The organism is Rothia kristinae NBRC 15354 (genome assembly GCF_001570865.1).
Lineage (GTDB): Bacteria > Actinomycetota > Actinomycetes > Actinomycetales > Micrococcaceae > Rothia > Rothia kristinae.
The window spans coordinates 197,857-216,859 of record NZ_BCSM01000002.1 but is presented as its reverse complement, the minus strand read 5'-3'; the positions used below and the strand labels follow the sequence as shown (position 1 = coordinate 216,859).

At 72.6% G+C, this 19,003-nt stretch carries 19 protein-coding genes and 1 tRNA gene; 12 read left to right on the top strand and 8 right to left on the bottom strand.

The window, feature by feature from the left end; all coding sequences use genetic code 11:
* Positions 1 to 21 precede the first annotated feature (21 nt).
* The 3 genes from KKR01S_RS02265 to KKR01S_RS02255 all read right to left on the bottom strand — a co-directional run bounded on the left by KKR01S_RS02265 (position 22) and on the right by KKR01S_RS02255 (position 1,790).
* Positions 22 to 498, bottom strand: a complete 477-nt coding sequence (locus KKR01S_RS02265) for a DoxX family protein (protein WP_224799558.1) — start codon at positions 496 to 498, stop codon at positions 22 to 24.
* Between the two features lie 248 nt (positions 499 to 746).
* The gene (locus tag KKR01S_RS02260) at positions 747 to 1,136 is read right to left on the bottom strand and encodes an RNA-binding S4 domain-containing protein (RefSeq protein ID WP_058731036.1); all 390 of its coding nucleotides are present in this window, start codon (positions 1,134 to 1,136) and stop codon (positions 747 to 749) included.
* A 48-nt stretch (positions 1,137 to 1,184) separates the two neighbouring features.
* Positions 1,185 to 1,790: an NAD(P)-dependent oxidoreductase gene (locus KKR01S_RS02255; RefSeq protein ID WP_061225195.1), complete on the bottom strand. Its 606-nt coding sequence runs from the start codon at positions 1,788 to 1,790 to the stop codon at positions 1,185 to 1,187.
* A 360-nt stretch (positions 1,791 to 2,150) separates the two neighbouring features.
* On the opposite strand from KKR01S_RS02255, the gene KKR01S_RS02250 reads away from it, so the two are divergent.
* Genes KKR01S_RS02250 through KKR01S_RS02240 form a run of 3 tightly spaced genes read left to right on the top strand, consistent with a single transcriptional unit; the run spans position 2,151 to position 4,473 of the window.
* Positions 2,151 to 2,963 carry an SDR family NAD(P)-dependent oxidoreductase gene (locus KKR01S_RS02250; RefSeq protein ID WP_061225194.1) on the top strand — a complete coding sequence of 271 codons (813 nt, stop codon included), beginning with the start codon at positions 2,151 to 2,153 and terminating at the stop codon, positions 2,961 to 2,963.
* A gap of 11 nt (positions 2,964 to 2,974) precedes the next feature.
* Positions 2,975 to 3,901 carry a DUF808 domain-containing protein gene (locus KKR01S_RS02245; protein ID WP_061225193.1) on the top strand — a complete coding sequence of 309 codons (927 nt, stop codon included), beginning with the start codon at positions 2,975 to 2,977 and terminating at the stop codon, positions 3,899 to 3,901.
* A 53-nt stretch (positions 3,902 to 3,954) separates the two neighbouring features.
* Entirely contained in the window at positions 3,955 to 4,473 is a 519-nt protein-coding gene (locus tag KKR01S_RS02240; protein ID WP_061225192.1) for a ferritin, read from the top strand.
* A 192-nt stretch (positions 4,474 to 4,665) separates the two neighbouring features.
* Here KKR01S_RS02240 and KKR01S_RS02235 read toward each other — a convergent pair.
* Positions 4,666 to 4,752: transfer RNA gene (locus KKR01S_RS02235), tRNA-Leu, on the bottom strand.
* Positions 4,753 to 5,012: 260 nt separating this feature from the next.
* On the opposite strand from KKR01S_RS02235, the gene KKR01S_RS02230 reads away from it, so the two are divergent.
* From KKR01S_RS02230 to pknB, 7 genes are read left to right on the top strand one after another with little or no spacing between them, the layout of a single operon-like run.
* Entirely contained in the window at positions 5,013 to 6,032 is a 1,020-nt protein-coding gene (locus KKR01S_RS02230) for an FHA domain-containing protein (RefSeq protein ID WP_061225191.1), read from the top strand.
* Complete coding sequence (locus KKR01S_RS02225; protein WP_061225190.1) at positions 6,017 to 6,535, top strand: FHA domain-containing protein FhaB/FipA; 519 nt, start codon at positions 6,017 to 6,019, stop codon at positions 6,533 to 6,535. The genes KKR01S_RS02230 and KKR01S_RS02225 overlap by 16 nt, the downstream gene beginning before the upstream one ends.
* Before the next feature lie 5 nt (positions 6,536 to 6,540).
* Positions 6,541 to 8,367, top strand: coding sequence for a PP2C family protein-serine/threonine phosphatase (locus KKR01S_RS02220; protein WP_081101471.1), 1,827 nt, complete (start codon positions 6,541 to 6,543; stop codon positions 8,365 to 8,367).
* Positions 8,368 to 8,372: 5 nt separating this feature from the next.
* Positions 8,373 to 9,899 (top strand): FtsW/RodA/SpoVE family cell cycle protein, encoded by a 1,527-nt coding sequence (locus tag KKR01S_RS02215; protein ID WP_081101493.1) that lies wholly within the window; start codon positions 8,373 to 8,375, stop codon positions 9,897 to 9,899.
* A complete protein-coding gene (locus KKR01S_RS02210) occupies positions 9,896 to 11,338 on the top strand; it encodes a peptidoglycan D,D-transpeptidase FtsI family protein (protein WP_061225189.1) in 1,443 nt (480 codons plus the stop codon). Before KKR01S_RS02215 ends, KKR01S_RS02210 begins: the two co-directional genes overlap by 4 nt.
* The gene (locus tag KKR01S_RS02205) at positions 11,335 to 13,122 is read left to right on the top strand and encodes a protein kinase domain-containing protein (RefSeq protein ID WP_061225188.1); all 1,788 of its coding nucleotides are present in this window, start codon (positions 11,335 to 11,337) and stop codon (positions 13,120 to 13,122) included. The genes KKR01S_RS02210 and KKR01S_RS02205 overlap by 4 nt, the downstream gene beginning before the upstream one ends.
* Positions 13,123 to 13,129: 7 nt before the next feature.
* Positions 13,130 to 15,292, top strand: a complete 2,163-nt coding sequence (gene pknB / locus KKR01S_RS02200) for a Stk1 family PASTA domain-containing Ser/Thr kinase (RefSeq protein ID WP_061225187.1) — start codon at positions 13,130 to 13,132, stop codon at positions 15,290 to 15,292.
* Between the two features lie 130 nt (positions 15,293 to 15,422).
* Here the strand turns inward: pknB and KKR01S_RS02195 are convergent, their stop codons facing one another.
* The 3 genes from KKR01S_RS02195 to KKR01S_RS02190 are packed head-to-tail and all read right to left on the bottom strand — an operon-like array spanning position 15,423 to position 17,036.
* On the bottom strand, positions 15,423 to 16,061 hold the full coding sequence (locus KKR01S_RS02195; protein ID WP_061225186.1) for an anthranilate synthase component II: 639 nt from the start codon (positions 16,059 to 16,061) through the stop codon (positions 15,423 to 15,425).
* A 48-nt stretch (positions 16,062 to 16,109) separates the two neighbouring features.
* Positions 16,110 to 16,283 (bottom strand): hypothetical protein, encoded by a 174-nt coding sequence (locus KKR01S_RS10900; RefSeq protein WP_165590132.1) that lies wholly within the window; start codon positions 16,281 to 16,283, stop codon positions 16,110 to 16,112.
* Positions 16,284 to 17,036 (bottom strand): class E sortase, encoded by a 753-nt coding sequence (locus KKR01S_RS02190; protein ID WP_058731759.1) that lies wholly within the window; start codon positions 17,034 to 17,036, stop codon positions 16,284 to 16,286.
* Positions 17,037 to 17,283: 247 nt separating this feature from the next.
* Here KKR01S_RS02190 and KKR01S_RS02185 point away from each other — a divergent pair, with 247 nt between their 5' ends.
* Complete coding sequence (locus tag KKR01S_RS02185) at positions 17,284 to 17,676, top strand: cell division protein CrgA (protein WP_061225185.1); 393 nt, start codon at positions 17,284 to 17,286, stop codon at positions 17,674 to 17,676.
* Positions 17,677 to 18,009 carry a hypothetical protein gene (locus KKR01S_RS02180; protein WP_058731757.1) on the top strand — a complete coding sequence of 111 codons (333 nt, stop codon included), beginning with the start codon at positions 17,677 to 17,679 and terminating at the stop codon, positions 18,007 to 18,009.
* A gap of 27 nt (positions 18,010 to 18,036) precedes the next feature.
* Here the strand turns inward: KKR01S_RS02180 and KKR01S_RS02175 are convergent, their stop codons facing one another.
* Entirely contained in the window at positions 18,037 to 18,843 is an 807-nt protein-coding gene (locus KKR01S_RS02175) for a hypothetical protein (protein WP_058731756.1), read from the bottom strand.
* Positions 18,844 to 19,003 lie beyond the last annotated feature (160 nt).

Sequence of the window (19,003 nt, the reverse complement as noted above, 5' to 3'; positions counted from 1 at the left end):
ACCCGGTATCTCAGCGGGGCGTCAGTCCTGGCGGGTGCTGGACAGCGCCCAGTCCACCAGCACGGGCTGGAAGAGCAGCCGCGCGGCGCGCTTGCGGTCCGTGTCCAGCCCGAAGCCGTCCCGGCGCTCCACGAACTGCGCGATGTTGCCGGGGAACACCCCGATGAACAGGCCCGTGGCCAGGTGACCGAACATCTTGGGCCGCTTCCCGGAGATCAGGCCCAGGCCCAGGGCGATCTCCACGACCCCGGAGCCCAGCACCACCAGATCCGGGTCCAGCGGGACCCAGGAGGGCACCTGCGCCTGGAACTCCTGCCGGGAGAACGTCAGGTGCCCGATCCCGGCGAAGGTCAGGAACCCGCCGAGGGCCACCCGCGCCAGACTGCGGCCCGGGTGCCCGGGCACCACGCGGTCCTCCCCCTGCGGCACTCCGGCGGCCTCCTGGAACCGCTGCAGCCGGCGCTCCTGCTGACGACGCTGACGACGCTTGCCCATCATGTTCGTGCCTTCCCTTCTCTTCTCGTGAACGGACCGCCGCGCGCTCGTCGTGCGGCCGATCCTGTCTCGGCTGCGATTCTTCTCCACACCGGAGCGCGGCGTCGGCCCCGGACCCGCCGATTAAGCTCTCAGCCGTCCCGGCACGGCAGAGGGCCACACGCCACCCTCGCGGTCGTGCGCAGGGTCCCGGTGGCCACGGGGATGACGGCTCGCGGAGGACGCGCTGCGGTGCCAGCTCCCTCCGCGGCTCAGCGAGCCCGCAGCCGATCCAGCTCGCGCCGCTCCTTCTTGGTGGGCCGCCCGGCCCCGCGCTCGCGCCGCGGGACGGGGGCGGTGAGCGCGCTGGGTCTGGGCGGGGAATGGTCCACGTAGCATTCCCGGGCCACGGGCGCCCCGACGCGCTTGGCGATCAGCCGGGTGACTTCGAAGACCCGCTCCCAGCCGGGCTGGCGGACCTTCACGACGTCGCCGACGCGCACCGGCTGGGAGGCCTTGACCGGCTGGTCGTCCAGCCGTACGTGCCCGGCCCGGCAGGCGGCGGTCGCGGCGGAGCGGGTCTTGAACAGGCGCACGGACCACAGCCACGCGTCCAGCCGGACGCTGCCGGGACCCTGCGGGGCGGGGTCGGTGGTGCTCATGGCGACCACTCTATCGACACCGCACCCGGGCCCCCGGCCCCCGGCGGCTCAGTTGGCGACGGTGAAGCGGCGGCCGGCGTGGGCGTCGGACTCCGCCTCGTCCACCAGGGCCACCGCGAAGTCCTCGGCGGAGATGCTCTCCCCGGCCGGCACGTCCAGCTCGGTCCGGTAGCTGCCGGTGCGCTGCCCGGGAGCGATCATCGGCGCGGGGGCGAGCATGCTCCAGTGCAGACCCTCGGATGCGCGGTACAGGTCCAGCACGTCGGAGAAGGTCTGGGCCTCCGTCCTGAACTGCTCGGGGAAGTCCGGGGTGTCCTTGAGGCGGGTCTGGGCATCGGCCTGCAGGGCCCCGGCCCCGCCGACCACCACGAGCCGACCCACGGGGGCGGCCTCGATGAGGGCCCGGTGGTCGGCCACGTTCTGGTCCATCTCCCCGCCGCGACCGGAGACGGCGGCGATCAGGGTGACGTCGTGCCGGCCGATCACGTCGATGACGGCGGCGGTGTCCGCGAGGTCCAGCGCCGCGGAGGCGTCCGCGCCCTCGACGGTGCGGCCGCTGCGGCTGTAGGCGTCCACGACGTGGCCGCGGCGCACGGCCTCGGCGACCGTGCGGGATCCGATCATGCCGGTGGCTCCGATGACGGCGATCTTCATGGCTTCCTCCTCGTCCCGGCCCTCACGGCCGATTGCTTTACGGATCAATCAACTCGCGGGGCGGGGACTCTATTCCCGGACGCGGCGGGGGGTGCGCGCAGGAGCGGGTCCCGCAGACGCCGACGGCCCGGACGCCGCGTCGTGGGAGACGCTGCGGCCGGGCCGTCGGTGGGAGCGGATTCGCGGTCCGCCCCTCATCAATCACTCGCACCTTCATGAGGTACTGATGACGATAGGGGCCGATCCTGTGGCCGCACCCCCAGGGACCTGGGAACCACCTGACAATACTGAGCTTGCCGAAGCATCCGGGGTCGGCGCGCACCCGACACGCACCCCCGGCTCGCCCCGTAGGCTGTCCCCATGAGCACCGAGCAGCACAGCACCCTCTCCGCAGATCTCGACGCCATCCAGGACGCGACCCAGCGCTCCGACCTGCCAGTCGTCGTCGTGACCGGCGCCAGCGGCGGCATCGGCTCGCGCATCGCCCTGGACCTGTCCCGGGACCGGCTCGTGGTGGCCGTCGGGCGCCGCCGCGAGCGCCTCGAGGAGCTGGCCGCCCGCGCCCAGCAGGGCCCCCGGCGCCCGGAGGCCGCCCCCGGGGCGATCCTGCCGCTGGTCGCGGACCTGACGGACCTGGAGGGCATCGACGCGGTGTTCTCCCGGCTGCCGCGCTCGGACGCCCTGGTGCACGCCGCGGCGATCGCCCCGCGCGCCACCGTGGCCGACGCCGACGTCCCCCACTGGCGGAGCATGCTCGAGACCAACGTGATGGCCCCGGCGGAGCTGACCCGGGTGCTGCTGCCCCTGCTGCGCGAGGCCGCGGCCCCGGTGGAGGCGGACGCCCTGCCGGGCACCGTGGTGTTCCTGGGCTCCGGGGCCTCCCGGGCGGTGAACCCGTACAACGTGGCCTACGCCGCCTCCAAGCACGCGGTCCAGGCCCTGGCCGACGGGCTGCGGCAGGAGACCGCGCAGACGGGGCTGCGGGTGGCGACCGTGGCCCCCGGGCCCGTGGACACCCCGATGGTGCAGTGGGATGACGACTACCCGAAGGCCGCCCCGGCCCGGCTGATCGAGCCGGAGACCGTGGCCCGGTCGGTGCGCCACGTCCTGGACGCCCCCGCGGACACCCAGCTGACCGAGGTGTGGGTCCGCCCGCGCGTCGAGGCGAAGTAGCGGACCCGGTCATGGCGGGAGGGCTCGCGGCGCTGCTGGATGACGTGGCGGCGCTGGCGAAGATGGCCGCGGCCAGCACGGACGACGTCGCGGCGGCGGCCGGACGGGCCAGCGCGAAAGCGGCCGGCGTCGTCGTGGACGACACCGCGGTGGCTCCGCGCTACGTGCAGGGGGTCAGTCCCGCGCGGGAGCTGCCGATCATCTGGAAGATCACCAAGGGCTCTCTGCGCAACAAGATCCTGTTCATCCTGCCGCTGGCGCTGCTGCTGAGCCAGTTCGCCCCGTGGGCGCTGACCCCGCTGCTCATGATCGGCGGCGCCTACCTGTGCTTCGAGGGCGCGGAGAAGATCTGGGAGAAGCTGACCGGGCACGCCCCGCAGGAGGAGCCGGCCGCGCACCAGGGTCCCGATGCGGAGCGGCAGGTGGTCTCCGGGGCGGTGCGCACGGACTTCATCCTCAGCGCGGAGATCATGGTGATCTCCCTGAACGAGGTGGCTTCGGAGGGGTTCTGGTCCCGCGCGGTGATCCTGGTGATCGTGGCCGTGGTGATCACGGTGCTCGTGTACGGGGTCGTGGGGCTGCTGGTCAAGGCCGACGACGTCGGGCTGGCGCTGTCCCGCCGCGGCGGGCCGACCTCCCGGCGCGTGGGGGCCGGGCTGGTGCGGGCGATGCCCGCGGTCATGACGGTGATCTCCGTGGTGGGGGTCTTCGCGATGCTGTGGGTCGGCGGGCACCTGCTGCTCACGGGCGCGGATGAGCTGGGCTGGCACACACCGATGGCGCTGGTGCACGCCGCGGAGCACCTGGTGCACGGCGCGGGGGCTGCGGCCGGGGCGCTGACGTGGCTCGTGGAGACGCTGTGCGCGATGGTCGCCGGGTTCCTCGCCGGCACGGTGGTGGTGGGCGCCGTCGCTCTGGTGCGCCGCACCCGCGGCTGAGGCAAGGCTGGGCACTGCTGACACGGAGCGGTTTCGCGGATATCGTCGGGACCATGAAGATGTCTGCAGATCTTGAGAAGAAGTTCCAGGCCCAGGTGACCATGGAGTTCGAGGCCTCCCTGACCTACCGTCAGCTGGCCATCGAGGCCGAGGAGCAGGACCTCCCCGGCATCGCCGCGTGGCTGCGCCACCAGGCGGACGAGGAGATCGTCCACGCCAACAAGTTCATCGACCACCTGGCGGACCGCGACAACCACGCCGCCATCGGGGACATCCCCGCCCCGGGCGTGAAGCGCGGGCTGTCCGTGCTGGAGATCTTCGAGGCCGCGCTGGCCCACGAGCAGAAGGTCTCCGAGTCCATCCGGGAGCTGTACCGCGAGGCCGACGCCGAGGGCGACTACGACTCCCGCCCGCTGCTGAACTGGTTCGTGGACGAGCAGATCGAGGAGGAGGCCACGGTCTCCGAGATCATCGGCCGCGTGAAGCTGGTCGGCGATGACGGCTCCGGCATCCTGCGCCTGGACGCCGAGCTGGCCCAGCGCCCCGAGGAGGGCACCGAGGCCGACGACTGATCCGGCCTCCCGAGGAGATCACCCCACCTCACCCCACCCGTTGAGATGCGGGGTTTCTGCTGAGATACCGCACGCCGGGACGCACCTCAGCAGGAACCCCGCATCTCAGCACATAGGCCGCATCCGGACCGCGAGAAGGGTCTCCAGACGCGAAGAACCGACTGACCGCCGAAGCGATCAGCCGGTTCCGACTGGTGCGCGAGGGGGGAGTTGAACCCCCACTCCGATTAAGGAACACGGACCTGAACCGTGCGCGTCTGCCTATTCCGCCACTCGCGCGTGGACCTTCGCAGCGACCCTGGAGGGTCGTCGCGAAAAGCAACGCTGTTGATCGTACCCAGCTCCCGGCGGCGCTGTCCAATCCGCGCGAGCATGAGCTGCGCCACCCCCGTCCCGGCCCGCACCATCCCGCGCCCAGCGGATCCCCAGGTCCGTCCCGGCACGGGGCGGCGCGGTCTCCTCTATCCTGGGACGAGGCCCGCGAGAGCCCTGCGCCGCGCAGGGCGCCCCCGACGGCGGCCCGGAGCGAGGAGGACTCAATGGGAGTCATCGAGAACATCGAGCGCGGCCTGGAGAAGGCCGTGCGGGGAGTCTTCAGCGCGGGCTCCAAGCACCGCCTGGAGCCCGTGGACCTGGCCAGCCGCCTGCGCGCGGAGATGGACAACAAGGCCTACGCGATCGCCGAGGGCCGCACCATCGCCCCCAACGTCTTCGTCATCGAGTTCTCCGAGACCGACTTCCCCCGCGCCCAGGACTGGGGTCAGGACCTCGCCGAGGAACTGTGCGACGTCGCGATCCGCCACGCCCGCGCCCAGGGCTACACCCTGCGCGGGGCCGTGCGGGTGAGCTTCACCCGGGACCGCACCGGCGAGCTGCGTCCCGGCGAGTTCGTGGTGACCTCCGGGCAGGAGCGCTCCGGGCGCCACCCGCAGGAGGCCTCCCGGGACCGGCGTCGGCCCCGCCCGGCCGCCGCGCGCCCCCGCGAGGACGGGACGCGCACCGCGTCCTCGGATCAGGGCCAGTACCGGCGTCGCGCCCCGCAGCCCCCCGACGCCGGGGCGCCCATCCCCGCGGAGGCAGCCCCCGCCGCCGCGGCCGCGGCCGCGGCAGGCTCCCTGCCCACCGGCTCCTCGCGCATCGCCCCGCGGGTGCCCAGCTCTCGGCGGGGTGCCGCCCGGGCCCAGGCCGCCGCTGCCGAGGGGCGCTCCGGTGCCGGTGCGGTGCGGCACCCGGAGGCGGCGCCCCGACCGCAGCCCGTCCTGGACATCAACGGGCAGCGCTTCACCCTGCGGGCCCCGTCGGTCGTCCTGGGCCGCTCCTCCACGGCGGACATCACCGTGGAGGACACCGGGGTCTCCCGGCGCCACCTGGAGATCCTCCACCAGGACGGGGTCTACCTCGCCGTGGACCTCGGCTCCACCAACGGCTCGACCGTGGACGGGGAGCGGCTGCGGGGGCGACGGGAGCTCACGGACGGGTCCGTCATTACAATGGGCAGGACCACGATCGTCTTCCGTCTGCTGACCCCGAGGAGTGGCACCGCATGGCCTCAGAGCTGACCGTCACCCTGCTGCGCTTCGGGTTCCTGGCCCTGCTGTGGGTCTTCGTCTTCGTGATCCTCGCGGCTCAGCGGCGGGATCTCGGCGTCGGGGAGGGTGTGCGCTTCACCGCTCTGCCGGGTCGCCGTCGCGCCCGCTCGGCCGAGGCCGCGCCCCCGGCGGAGAGCTCCGCGTCCGCCGGATTCCGCCAGCAGATGCCCCCGGCCCCCCAGCTGCCGGGCCAGCTGGTGATCGTGGACGGCCCGGAGGCCGGGCGGGTCGCGGCCCTCGGGCACGGCCCGGTGCTGCTGGGACGGGCCCCGGACTGCACCGTGACCCTGCAGGATGACTACTGCTCCGGGCACCACGCCCGCCTGTTCCCGCAGGGCTCCCGCTGGTTCCTCGAGGACCTCGGCTCCACCAACGGAACTTTCGTGGGCGATCAGCGCCTGAGCCGCACCGCCCGTCTGGAACCCGGGGAGCCGTTCACCGTGGGGCGCACCGTGCTGGAGCTGAGAGCCTGAGGCCCATGAGCATCGCCTTCCGCTACGCCGCCGCCTCGGACACGGGTCGGGTGCGGTCCAAGAACGACGACTCCGCCTACACGGGGCGCTACCTCGTCGTAGTCGCGGACGGGATGGGCGGGCACGTCGGCGGCAACGTCGCCTCCGCCGCCACCGTGCTGGACCTGACCCCCCTGGACCACCCGGGCTACCACGGCTCCGCCGGAACGTACCTGGCCGATGAGATCCAGACCGCCAACATCATCCTCAACCAGCTGGTGGAGCTGAACCCGCTGCTGGCGGGGATGGGCACCACCTGCACCGCGCTGCTGGTGGACGGGGACCAGATCGAGGTCGCCCACATCGGGGACTCCCGGGCGTACCGGCTGCGCGGGGAGGACTTCGAGCAGGTCACCACGGACCACACCTTCGTGCAGCGCCTCGTGGAGGAGGGCCGCATCCGCCCGGAGGAGGCCGAGCACCACCCTCACAAGAACGTGGTCATGCGGGTCCTCGGGGACACCGACGCCTCCCCCGAGCTGGAGCTGCTGCGGGTGGACGCCGTCCCGGGGGACCGGTGGCTGCTGTGCTCGGACGGGCTCTCCGGCGTCGTGCCGGAGGAGGAGATCCGCGCGGCCCTAGCCGGCGGCGAGGACCTGGACCGGATCTGCCGCACCCTGATCGAGCGGACCCTGGACGGCGGCGCCCCGGACAACGTGACCGTGGCGATCGTGGAGGTCATCCCGGACCCGGATGCCACGCAGCCCACGACCAGCCGCCTGCCCGCCCAGGATGCCCCGGCGCTGCCCACCGCGACCACCCGCACCCTGCGTTCCAGCCCGCCCGTGGACGCGGACCGGCGGGCTCCGGACTCGCCCGCCGAGGACGCCGCGACCGACACCGCCCGTCCGCCGGCCGAGCAGCCGGTCGAGCACTCAGGCGAGCAGCCGAGCGGGGACCCCGCCGAGCGCGAGGACCCGGAGACCGCGGAAGAGACCCCCGACACCGACGCGCAGCAGGCCGATGCCCAGCCCGGCGGACCCGAGCAGGCCCGGCCCCTGCGCCGGGTGGCCCCGTGGCGTCGTCGCCTGCCCCGCGAGCACGGAGCGATGGTCCGGCACACCCTGCGCCACGGCGCGTGGCAGGGCGACTCCTTCTCCGACGGCGTGCTCAACGCCATGACCCAGCGCTCCGGGATGGACCTGGAGGATGCCGGCACCCAGGAGCTCAGCTCCGCCTCGGCGCTGCGCACCGAGCTAGCCGAGCGCCCGCACGTGCTGGTGGGAGCGGCCTCGGAGGCCACCCGCACCGGTGCGATCCCCGCCGTCGCGGAGGTGACCGTGCAGCGTCGGGCCAGCCTGGCCCAGGCCACCGCGGCCGCCCCGGGTGAGGAGCTGCCGGAGGGACTCGTGGAGGAGACCCCCTCCCGGCGCCGACGCCGCTGGGTGCTGCCCCTGTTCATCGCCGCCTTCGCTCTGGTGCTGGTGGTGGGGGCGGCGTGGGCCGTGCTGCACTGGGTCAGCCAGCAGTACTACGTCGGCGAGTCCGAGGGCCACGTCGCGGTGTACCGCGGCGTGGATCAGTCCCTGGGTCCGATCCACCTGGACGACCTCGAGCAGCGCAGCGACGTGCTGGTCGCGGATCTGCCGGACTACGACCAGTCCCGGGTGCGCGCGGGCATCGCCGCCAGCTCCCGCGCGGAGGCGGATCAGATCGTGGGGGACCTGCGGCAGGAGGCCTCCGGTGCCGCGAAGCCCTCCGCCTCCCCCGCCCCGCAGGGCACGGTCTCCACCGCGCCCTCGTCCCCTTCCTCCTCCGCCAGCCCCTCCCGGACGGACGGTGAGCGCCCGTGAACGCGATGACCGCAGCCCCGAGCCCCCGCGCGGGCGAAGATCCGGACTCCGGCACCCCCTCGCGTCCACCGCGCCCGCGGCGGCTGATCGAGCTGCTCCTGCTGGTGCTCTCCTGGGTCATCGGCATCGGCGGGATGTGCCTGGTGGACCTGGAGCTGGCCGAGTCCCTGGACCATCGCATCGTCTCGGCCGCCGTCGTGCTGGTGGTCGGCTCCCTGGTGATCCACGTGATCCTGCGCGCCAAGGCCAAGTACGCGGACCCGTTCATCCTGCCCATCGCCGTCGCGCTGAACGGGATCGGGCTGGCCCTGATCTACCGGGTGGGCCTGACCACCTCCGCCAAGGTCATCGGCTCCCAGACGGTCTGGTCGGGACTGGGGATGGTGGTCTGCGCGGGCACGGTGTGGTTCCTCACCGATCACCGGGTGCTGCGCCGGATCACCTACATCTGCCTGGCGGCCTCCGTGGTGCTGCTCCTGCTGCCCCTGGTGCCGGGGCTGGGGCAGGAGATCAACGGGGCGCGCATCTGGATCTCCCTGGGCGGGCGCACCTTCCAGCCGGGGGAGATCGCCAAGATCACCCTGGCCGTGTTCTTCGCCGGGTACCTCTCCGCCAACCGGGACCTGCTGCTGCTGGCCGGTCGGCGCATCGGCCCGGTGCGCCTGCCCCGGTTCCGGGACTTCGCGCCGATGCTCGTGGCCTGGCTGGTCAGCATCGGGGTGCTGGTCATGCAGCACGATCTGGGCTCCGCGATCCTGTTCTTCGGACTGTTCCTGGCGATGCTGTACCTGGCCACGAACTCCCTGACGTGGGTCGGCATCGGGCTGGTGCTGGTGGCCGTGGGCGGGGTCTTCGCCTACCGGACCATGGGCCACGTGACCGTGCGCATCGACTCCTGGGTGCACGCCTTCGACCCGGAGGTGTACAACCGGGAGTTCGGCGGCTCCAGCCAGGTGGTGCAGGGCCTGTTCGGCCTGGCCTCGGGCGGGCTGTTCGGGCGCGGCCTGGGCAACGGTCGCCCGGACCTGGTGCCCTTCGCCAACTCGGACATGATCGTCTCCCTCATCGGGGAGGAGCTGGGCCTGCTCGGGCTGGGCGCGGTGCTCATGCTGTTCTTCCTGCTGGCCACCCGCGGGCTGCGCGCGGCTCTGGGCACCCCGGACACCTTCGGGAAGCTGCTGGCGGCGGGGCTGTCCGCGGTCATGGTGCTGCAGCTGTTCGTCGTCGTCGGCGGGGTCTCCCGACTGATCCCCCTGACCGGGCTGACCACCCCGTTCATGTCCGCCGGCGGCTCCTCGCTGCTGGCCAACTGGGTGATCGTGGGCCTGCTGTTGGCGATCTCCCACTCCGCCCGCGCCCCGCGGGTGGTCGACGACGCCGCCGACCCGGCGTCGGAGGAGCAGGGGCGCCCCGCCGTCACCGCCGAGGAGCTCGGGGCCACCGCGGCGATCTCCCACCTGGGCCGGACCCGCACAGACTCCCGCGGCGCTGACCCCACCACCTCCCCGCAACCGGATGGAGACCGTCGATGAACCAAGCGATCCGCCGCACCTGGCTGGCCGTGGCCGGGGTGTTCGTGCTGCTGCTGGGCTCCCTGACCTACGTCCAGTTCTTCGGCGCCGACTCCCTGGAGGCCAGCGCCTGGAACTCCCGGCGCCTGTATGACGAGTACGGCTCCGCCCGCGGCCCGATCCTCGTCGGGGGGCAGGAGATCGCCTCCTCCCAGCCATCCAAGGACGGCTTCAACTACCAGCGGGTCTATGCCGACTCCGAGACCTACTCGGATGTCACCGGCTACTTCTCCCTGGTGTACGGCGCCACCGGGATCGAGCAGGCCATGGACCAGGAGCTGTCCGGGGACTCGGACTCCCAGTTCTACGACCGCATCTCCCGGATCTTCTCCGGACAGCAGGCCCGGGGCGCCTCCGTGGAGCTGACCCTGGACGCCAACCTGCAGAAGCTGTCCACGCAGCTGCTGCAGGGCCACCGCGGGGCGATCGTGGCGATGGAGCCGAAGACGGGGAAGATCCTCGCGATGGCCTCCAGCCCCTCCTACGACGCCAACGCGCTGTCCTCCCACGATTCCAAGTCCACGATCGCCGCGTACAACGAGCTCAACGGGAACCCGGACAAGCCCCTGGCCAACCGGGCGATCGGCGGGGACCTGTACGCCCCCGGGTCCACGTTCAAGATCATCGACGCCGCCGCCGCCTTGGAGTCCGGGGAGTACGACAAGGACTCGGTGATCCCCAACCCGCAGAACCTGACCCTGCCGGATTCCACCACGACCCTGCCCAACTACGTCAACGGCCAGTGCCACACCCGCTCGGAGGCGACCATCGAGTGGGCGCTGGCGCAGTCCTGCAACGTGCCCTTCGCCCAGATCGGCATGAAGCTGGGCCAGCAGCGGATGCAGGAGGCCGCGGAGAAGTTCGGCTACGGCCAGCAGCTGGGCATCCCGCAGGAGGTCACCTCCTCGACGTTCCCGCAGAACATGAACGGCTCCCAGCTGGCGATGGCCTCGATCGGGCAGTACGACGTGCGCACCACCCCGCTGCAGGTCGCGATGATGTCCTCGGCGATCGCCAACGACGGCGTGCAGATGAAGCCGACCCTGGTCAGCAAGGTCCGCTCCTCCAGCCTGTCCACCCTGTACGACTTCAAGGCCCAGCAGCTGCGCCGCTCCACGACGGCTCCGGTGGCCCAGCAGATCAAGGAGTGGATGGTCAACGACGTGGACGACGGCATCGCCTCCGGGGCCAAGGTCCCCGGGGTGGAGGTGGCCGGGAAGACGGGCACCGCGGAGACCGGACAGGACGGGCTCAACGACGCCTGGTTCACCGGCTTCGCTCCGGCCGACGATCCCCAGGTTGCGGTTGCTATTGTCTATGAAGACGTAGATGCGACGACGGGCGCGCAGCTGACCTCGCCCGGCGCACAGAAGATCTTTGAGGCGGTGTTGGACAAGTGAGGCCCTCATCATCCACGACCCTGGGTGGTCGCTACGGGCTGACCGAGCGCATCGCCGTGGGCGGCATGGGCGAGGTCTGGAAGGCCAAGGACAAGGTCCTCGGCCGGACCGTCGCCGTGAAGATCCTCAAAGAGGAATACACCGGGGATCCGGGCTTCCTGGAGCGCTTCCGCGCCGAGGCCCGGCACACCGCCCTGCTGAACCACCCCGGCGTCGCCAACGTCTTCGACTACGGCGAGGAGGACGGCTCCGCGTATCTGGTCATGGAGCTGGTGCCGGGCGAGCCGCTGTCCAACATCATCGAGCGGGAGAAGACCCTGCCGGCGGATCGGGTGCTGAACATCATCGCCCAGACCGCCCGCGCCCTGGCCGCGGCCCACGCGCAGGGCCTGGTGCACCGGGACGTGAAGCCCGGCAACATCCTCATCACCCCGGACAACCGCATCAAGGTCACGGACTTCGGCATCGCCCGCCTGGCCGACCAGGTCCCGCTGACCGCCACCGGCCAGGTCATGGGCACCGCCCAGTACCTCGCCCCGGAGCAGGCCACCGGCCAGACCGCCACCGCCGCCTCGGACCTGTACTCCCTGGGCGTCATCGGCTACGAGTGCCTGGCCGGCAAGCGCCCCTTCACCGGGGAGTCCCAGATCGCCATCGCCCTGGCCCAAGTGAACGATCCGCCGCCGCCGCTGCCCAAGACGGTGCCGGTCCCGGCGCAGGCGCTGATCATGTGCCTGCTGTCCAAGGACCCCGCGCAGCGCCCGGAGAACGCGACCACCCTGGCCAGCGCCGTGGACTCGATCCGCCGCAACGACCTGCGGGCGGCCGTGAAGTCCGTGCCGGGGCTCGCCCCGTACCTGGACCTGGGCTCCGAGGATCCCACCCAGGCGATGACGGACCCCACCGAGGCCCTCGGGGACGCCCCCACCCGCACCTTCGGGTCCGGGGCCGCGGCCGGTGCCGCGACCCATCCGAGCACCGCCTCCCTGCCGGCGGTGGATCAGCAGCCGCGCTCCCTGGAGTACCAGGGCGGCTACGACGGTCCCGGCTCGACGGCCTCCGGCAAGGACGGGAAGCGACGGGGGCCCTGGCGGTGGCTCGTGCCCCTGCTGGTGCTGATCGTCGCGATCGCCGTCGGCGTGGCCCTGCTGCTGACCAACGGGGCCAGCGGCGACGACGACCCGGGCACCCAGCCCACCCAGGGCACGGTCACCTCCGCCTCCGCCGAGCCCACCCAGGCCCAGGAGAGCAGCTCGGGGCAGCAGACCGTGCAGGTGCGCTCCTCGGACTACGAGGGCCGCAAGCTCGACGTCGTCGTCTCGGAGCTGTCCGGGAAGGGGCTGAGCGTGAAGTCCTCCGGCCAGCGCTCCGACCAGGACGCCAACACGGTGCTCAGCGTCTCCCCCGAGGGCCAGCTGGCGGTGGGCTCGGACGTGACCGTCACCTACTCCACCGGACCCGGCTCGGTGACCCTGCCCTCCAGCATGGAGGGCCGGGACGCGGACACCGTGATCGATGAGATCACCTCCGAGGGGGTCAACGTGACCCGCCACGACGAGGCTTCGGACAGCGTGGGCTCCGGCAAGGTCATCCGCACCAGCCCGTCGGCGGGCAGCACCGTGGAGGTGGGCTCGAGCGTGGACGTGTACGTCTCCACCGGCTCCTCCTCCCGGGACTCCGGCGGCTCGGATCAGGACTCCGGCTCCGACCAGCGTTCCACCTCCCCCTCGGCCTCCCCGAGCCCGACCCCCACCGAGCAGGCCTCCCAGGACACTGACGGATGATGCACCCATGAACCAGCGCGTTCCCCGCATTCTCGATTCCCGCTACGAGCTGCACGACGTCATCGGCTCCGGGGGGATGGCCACCGTCTACGCCGCCGAGGACACGCGCCTGGGCCGGCAGGTGGCCATCAAGGTGCTGCGCCCCGAGCACGCGAAGGACCCGACCTTCCGTGCCCGCTTCCAGCGGGAGGCGGAGGCCGTGGCCTCCCTGAACCACCCGTGCATCGTCGCCGTGTACGACACCGGGGCCTTCGCCCCGCTGGACGAGGAGTCCCGGGATGACGGGGATCCCCAGGCCACCGCTCCCATGCCGGCGCTGAAGCCCGAGCTGGAGGGCGACCCGACCGTCGCCCTGGATGCCGGGGACGGGGCCGCGCAGGTCCCGTACATCGTCATGGAGCGCCTGCGGGGAACGACGCTGAAGGACCTGCTGGCCGAGCAGGGCGAGCTGAGCCTGGATGACGCCGTGAGCTACGCCGAGGACATCCTGGATGCGCTGGCCTACAGCCACGAGCACGGGGTGATCCACCGGGACATCAAGCCGGCCAACGTCATGGTCCTGGACCGGGACGAGGAGGATGAGTCCCTCGGGCGGCCCTCCCGCATCAAGGTCATGGACTTCGGGATCGCCCGCGCCCTCACGGAGACGGCGACCCCGCTGACCGAGACGCACACGATCATGGGCACCGCCCGGTACATCGCCCCCGAGCAGGCCCGCGGCGCCGTCGTGGACGCGCGCACGGACCTGTACTCAGTGGGCGTGGTGCTGTACCAGATGCTCGCCGGGCGCCCGCCCTTCGACGGGACCACCAGCGTGGAGGTGGCCGGCCAGCACCTGACGGAGCGGCCCGAGCTGCCCAGCACCCACCGCCCCGAGGTCTCCGAGGCCCTGGACGAGGTGGTGCTCACGGCCCTGCAGAAGACCCGCGCGGATCGCTTCCAGTCCGCCGAGGACTTCCGCTGGGCCCTGGACAACGCGGCCCGCGGACTGGTGGTGCGCGCCCCGGGCGCCTCCGCCGACGCCGCCGGGGCCCACGGCGCCGGGGCCGGTGCGGCCGCCGCGGGGCTCGCCGCGGCCGCGGCCTACGGCGGTCGAGCCCACGATCAGACCGCCGGCGGGTACGGCCCGGACAGCACCAGCATGGAGACCGTGGACGACCCGTACACCACCGCCACCGGCGAGCAGCCGCAGCTGGAGGAGGCCGGGGTCTCCGGGTTCTTCCCGCAGGCCCAGGACGAGTACTCCGAGGACGAGCTGTACGAGAACGAGCGCAACGAGGCCGTGGCCGCGAAGCGCCGACGTCGTGCGGCATGGAAGAACACCATCCTCGGACTGGTGATCCTGCTGCTGGCGGCCACCGCGGCCGGGGCCTGGCTGTACTACAGCCACGAGCTGAACAAGCCCGTGTACGTGGACGTCCCGGCGGTGCGCAACGTCGCCCAGGACCAGGCCGAGGAGTCCCTGCGCAACGAGGGCCTGAAGGTCACGGTCAAGAAGGAGTACGACGACTCCATCCCCTCCGGCTCCGCGATCAAGACGGACCCGCGGGAGGGCACGCAGGTGGAGAAGGACTCCACCGTCACCCTGGTCGTCTCCGAGGGCCCGGCGAACCTGACGATCCCGACGGACTTCGCCGGGCAGTCCGAGGCGTACGTGCGCTCCCAGCTGGAGAAGATGGGGCTGGTGGCCGGGTCCACGAAGACCGTGCACCATCCGTCCATCCCGGCCGGCATGGTCGTGGACACGGATCCGGCGCAGGGGCAGCAGGTGGCCAACGGATCCACCGTGAACCTCGTGCTCTCCGACGGCAAGGTGGCGGTGCCGCAGCTGGTGGGGCTGACCCGCGATCAGGCGGTCGCGGCCCTGACGGACAAGGACGTGCTGCTGAGCACCCAGATCGAGACGGAGCACTCCAGCCAGCCGGCCGGCACGGTGATCAGGCAGTCGGCCGCCGCCGAGACCGCGGTGGCCCAGGGCTCCACGATCACGATCACCGTCTCCCAGGGCCCGGCGGGCACCACCCGCACGGCCTCCCCGACGCCGTCGGCCTCGGCCTCCGCTGCAGAGGAGAGCACCGAAGAGGATTCCTCCGAGGACCGCAGCCCGGCCGGGGACGCCGCCCCCACCGCGAGCGCGACCCCCAGCCCGAGCGCCAGCCGCCGCGGCTGAGCCCCGCGGGACCGGGAACCGCCGGTCCGGCATCGATACGACGATGGGCCCGCCCCTCCTTCCGGGAGGGGCGGGCCCATCGTCGTCGGGTCCCGGTCTCGTCTGGTCCGGGCGGCGTCGGTCCGGCGGGTCAGGAGGCCAGCAGCGGGGACATGCCGCGGGCGCGGCCCGCCGCCCCGTGCAGCCCCGTCATCTCCAGCCAGTTGCCGACCATGAGGTAGCCGTCCTCGGTGAGCACGGACTCGGGGTGGAACTGCACCCCGTGGATCGGGGCGGTGCGGTGGGCGACCCCCATGATGATCCCGGATTCGGTCTGCGCGGTCGCGCGCAGCTGCTCCGGCAGGGTGCCGTCCTGGATGGCCAGGGAGTGGTAGCGGGTCGCGGTGAAGGGCATCCGCACCCCGGAGAACACCCCGGTGCCGTCGTGGGTGAGCACGGAGGTCTTGCCGTGCATCAGCTCCGGGGAGTGCGAGACGGTGCCTCCGTAGGCCTCCGCGATGGCCTGGTGGCCCAGGCACACCCCGAACAGCGGGGTCCCGGTCTGCTCGGCCCAGGGGATCAGGTCCATGCTGACCCCGGCCTCCGCGGGGGCGCCGGGCCCGGGGGAGAGCAGGACGCCGTCGTGCTCGGCGGCCAGGGCGCGGGCCTCGTCGGGGCTCAGCGCGTCGTTGCGGATCACGGTGGTCTCGGCGCCGAACTGCTGGACGTAGCCGACGAGGGTGAAGACGAAGCTGTCGTAGTTGTCCACGACGAGGATCCGGATGCTCACGGGTTCCTCCTGGGTCGGGGTGCGATGGGCGGGGGCCCGGCGGGCGGGTCAGGCGCCGTCGGGCTGGTCCACGGTGACGTCCGGGCTGAGCGGGCTGTACTCGGCCAGCCACGGGAAGACCCACTGCATCAGCGCGAGGACGACCGCCAGGATCAACAGTATCGCGAGCAGGATGCGCACCCACAGGGGTCCGGGCAGGTGGCGGAAGATCCAGGCGTACATCTAGCGCTCCTCGGCGAGGTGGTGGGCGATCTCCTGCGGCGGGCCGGCGGAGGCGGGCTGCCAGCGCTCCAGCACCGCGTAGACGATGAACCGCTCGGTGCTGCCGAAGCGGGGGTTGCAGCTGGTCAGGGTCAGCAGGCGGTCCGCCGGCTCCTTCCCGGGCTCGCCCGGTACGGGGGCGATCACGGAGGCGTCCGAGGGCAGCACGATCTCCCGGTTGCGCACGGCGTAGGTGTAGTACCCGTCCGCGGTGCGCACGTAGATGCGGTCCGCGGGGCTCAGCTCGTCGATGCGGTCCAGCACCTTCCCGTTGGTCTGCCGGTGCCCGGCCACGGCCACGTTGCCCACCGCCCCGGGCATGGCCGAGGAGTCATAGTGGCCCAGGCCCAGGGTGTCCAGCACGTCCTGGGAGGTGCCCTGCACCAGGGGGCGCTCGTAGTCCTCGCCGAAGCGGGGGATGTAGACGATGCCGAAGGGCTGCCCGTGGGCCGGGGCCTTCCCGACGACGGGCTCGCCCCAGTCCTTCTGCGCGTCCGGCTGCGGGGTGGTGGGGCCGCTGAACTGCTCGTTCAGCCGCTGCACGGCCTGCGCCTGGGCGCGGTCGGCGTCGATGTTGGTCCACCACAGCTGCCAGCCGACGAACAGCAGCAGCACCAGGCCCAGGGTGATCAGCAGCTCCCCGAGGATCTGCACGGTCCAGCCGACGACGCCGCGCGGGGCCCGCGGGGCGGCGGGACGGCGTCGGGAGGTCATGCGGCTCCTTTCCTGGGGCGCGGTACGCATCGGCGCCCCGGCGGCATCGGACGATGCGGTGGGTCCGCCCCGGTCGTGCGCCCGGGGCGGGGCCCGCGGGCGAGCCCGGTGCGGGTGCCCGCTCGGCTAGACTCGGGGCAGAGACGGGCGGGACGCTCCGCACGCACGGTCGCGCCCCTACGCCCCACCAGATTACCGTGCGCCGCGCCGTCGCCATCGGCCCGGCGCGTGATGCCCAGGAGGATCCGTGGCCCGACGCAAGAAGAAGCACGTCCCCGAGATGATCCCGGAGGAGGAGACCGCGGGATCGTCGTCCGCGGCCGAGGCCGAGCCCAGCGTCGACGAGCCCGCCGCCGGGGGGAAGAGCGGGAAGAAGACGATGACCGTGGCCGAGGAGCTCGAGGAGGAGCGCCTGCGGCGGATCGCGGAGGAGATGACCGCGAACGTCGGGGAGGTCTCGCGCACCCCCACCTGGTACCTGGCCCTGATGTTCGGGTTCATGGTCATCGGGCTGCTGTGGCTGATCACCTTCTACATCACCGAGACCGTGTACCCGGTGCCCGGCATCGGGTACTGGAACATCGGCATCGGGGTGGGGCTGATGATGATCGGGCTGATCATGACCACCAGGTGGCGCTGAGTGCCCGCCGAGCACCCTGAGCGGGCATCGGCCTCGGAACCCGAGGAGGAGCCCGCTGGGCCGGAGAGCGGGGAGCGCCCGAGCCCGGGCTGGAAGGGTCGCGACGGCTCCCGACGGGCCCGGAAGCGGGCCGACGGCCCGGTGGGCGAGCTGTCCGATCCCACCCCCGGCGGGGAGTCCGCGGCCCGCGCGAGCACCGGGGCGCATCAGCGGGTGCCCGAGGACCGTCCGGACATCCGCGCGGCGAAGCTGGAGACGCGGGTGCGCCGGTGGGCCCTGGCGCTGCTGATCGCGGTGCCGGCGGTGTGGTTCCTGGTGCAGAAGCTGACCTGAGGCGACGGCCGGCCGCCGGCTCCCGGCTCAGGCGCCGATGAAGCGGGTGATCCCGGCGTCGGCGGCCAGGTACAGCGGCACCAGCCAGGCCACGAGGATCTGCGCCACCGGGTATCGGCGGCGCCATCCCAGCAGGCTCGCCCCGACGGCGACGAGCACCGTGACACCGGCGCACACCACGGCGACCGGTCGCGGATCCAGCAGTACCAGCACGGGCAGGGGCAGCTTGGCCAGCAGCACCGCGCCGATGCCGCACACCACCCCGATGATGCCCAGACCCAGGGTGCGCCGCGCGAGGGTCTGCGCCCGCGGATCGGGCGGGGTCTGCGGGGCGGTCTCCCGCCGGTCCCGGACCGCCGGGTCCGCCTGGTCGGGGTGTGACTGCTCAAGATGGGACCGCTCGGGGCGCTGCGAGGCGGCCTCTCGACGTCGGGCCGCGGCCGCGCGCAGGGGCAGCGCGATCAGCCCCAGCAGGACGAGGCCGAGCAGGCCCCAGCAGATCAGGACGGCGAGGTTCAGCCGCAGCGGGGCGCCGAGGATCCACCCGCGCACGGCGTAGACCCCGACGAACAGGACCATGGCCTGCAGCACCACGGGCAGCAGGCCGCGCAGCAGCTCGGCGCGTCGGCGCTGACCCGGGGAGATCCCCAGGTTCCAGGCGTAGCCGGCGGCCGGGCCCAGCACCCGGGCCGGGTCCCCTCCGGCGGCCCGATCCCGCGCCGTCGACAGCTCCGCGGCGATGCGCTGGGGCGCCACCCGGGAATCGCGCAGGGTCAGGACGAACTCATCCGTCCACTCCCGATGCCGTGCCGTCCAGTCCTTCAGCGTGCTCACGCCGGCACCCTACCGCACCCGCCCCTATGTCCCGCACCGTCCCGACCGCCGCACCCTTCGACGCGGGGAGGCGACTTGGGAGCCCTCCGGTGTTTAGGGAGCACTCCCAGCGCTCCCGAAACACCCCGCGGCTCCCGAAACAGGGGGTGCGGCGGGGCGG

Coding starts and splice junctions, on each gene's coding strand:
- KKR01S_RS02215 (WP_081101493.1), top strand. CDS start 8,373: ATGACCGCAGCCCCGAGCCCCCGCGCGGGCGAAGATCCGGACTCCGGC.
- KKR01S_RS02265 (WP_224799558.1), bottom strand. CDS start 498: ATGATGGGCAAGCGTCGTCAGCGTCGTCAGCAGGAGCGCCGGCTGCAG.
- KKR01S_RS02225 (WP_061225190.1), top strand. CDS start 6,017: ATGGCCTCAGAGCTGACCGTCACCCTGCTGCGCTTCGGGTTCCTGGCC.
- KKR01S_RS02230 (WP_061225191.1), top strand. CDS start 5,013: ATGGGAGTCATCGAGAACATCGAGCGCGGCCTGGAGAAGGCCGTGCGG.
- KKR01S_RS02210 (WP_061225189.1), top strand. CDS start 9,896: ATGAACCAAGCGATCCGCCGCACCTGGCTGGCCGTGGCCGGGGTGTTC.
- pknB (WP_061225187.1), top strand. CDS start 13,130: ATGAACCAGCGCGTTCCCCGCATTCTCGATTCCCGCTACGAGCTGCAC.
- KKR01S_RS02220 (WP_081101471.1), top strand. CDS start 6,541: ATGAGCATCGCCTTCCGCTACGCCGCCGCCTCGGACACGGGTCGGGTG.
- KKR01S_RS02190 (WP_058731759.1), bottom strand. CDS start 17,036: ATGACCTCCCGACGCCGTCCCGCCGCCCCGCGGGCCCCGCGCGGCGTC.
- KKR01S_RS02260 (WP_058731036.1), bottom strand. CDS start 1,136: ATGAGCACCACCGACCCCGCCCCGCAGGGTCCCGGCAGCGTCCGGCTG.
- KKR01S_RS02240 (WP_061225192.1), top strand. CDS start 3,955: ATGAAGATGTCTGCAGATCTTGAGAAGAAGTTCCAGGCCCAGGTGACC.
- KKR01S_RS02250 (WP_061225194.1), top strand. CDS start 2,151: ATGAGCACCGAGCAGCACAGCACCCTCTCCGCAGATCTCGACGCCATC.
- KKR01S_RS02255 (WP_061225195.1), bottom strand. CDS start 1,790: ATGAAGATCGCCGTCATCGGAGCCACCGGCATGATCGGATCCCGCACG.
- KKR01S_RS10900 (WP_165590132.1), bottom strand. CDS start 16,283: ATGTACGCCTGGATCTTCCGCCACCTGCCCGGACCCCTGTGGGTGCGC.
- KKR01S_RS02245 (WP_061225193.1), top strand. CDS start 2,975: ATGGCGGGAGGGCTCGCGGCGCTGCTGGATGACGTGGCGGCGCTGGCG.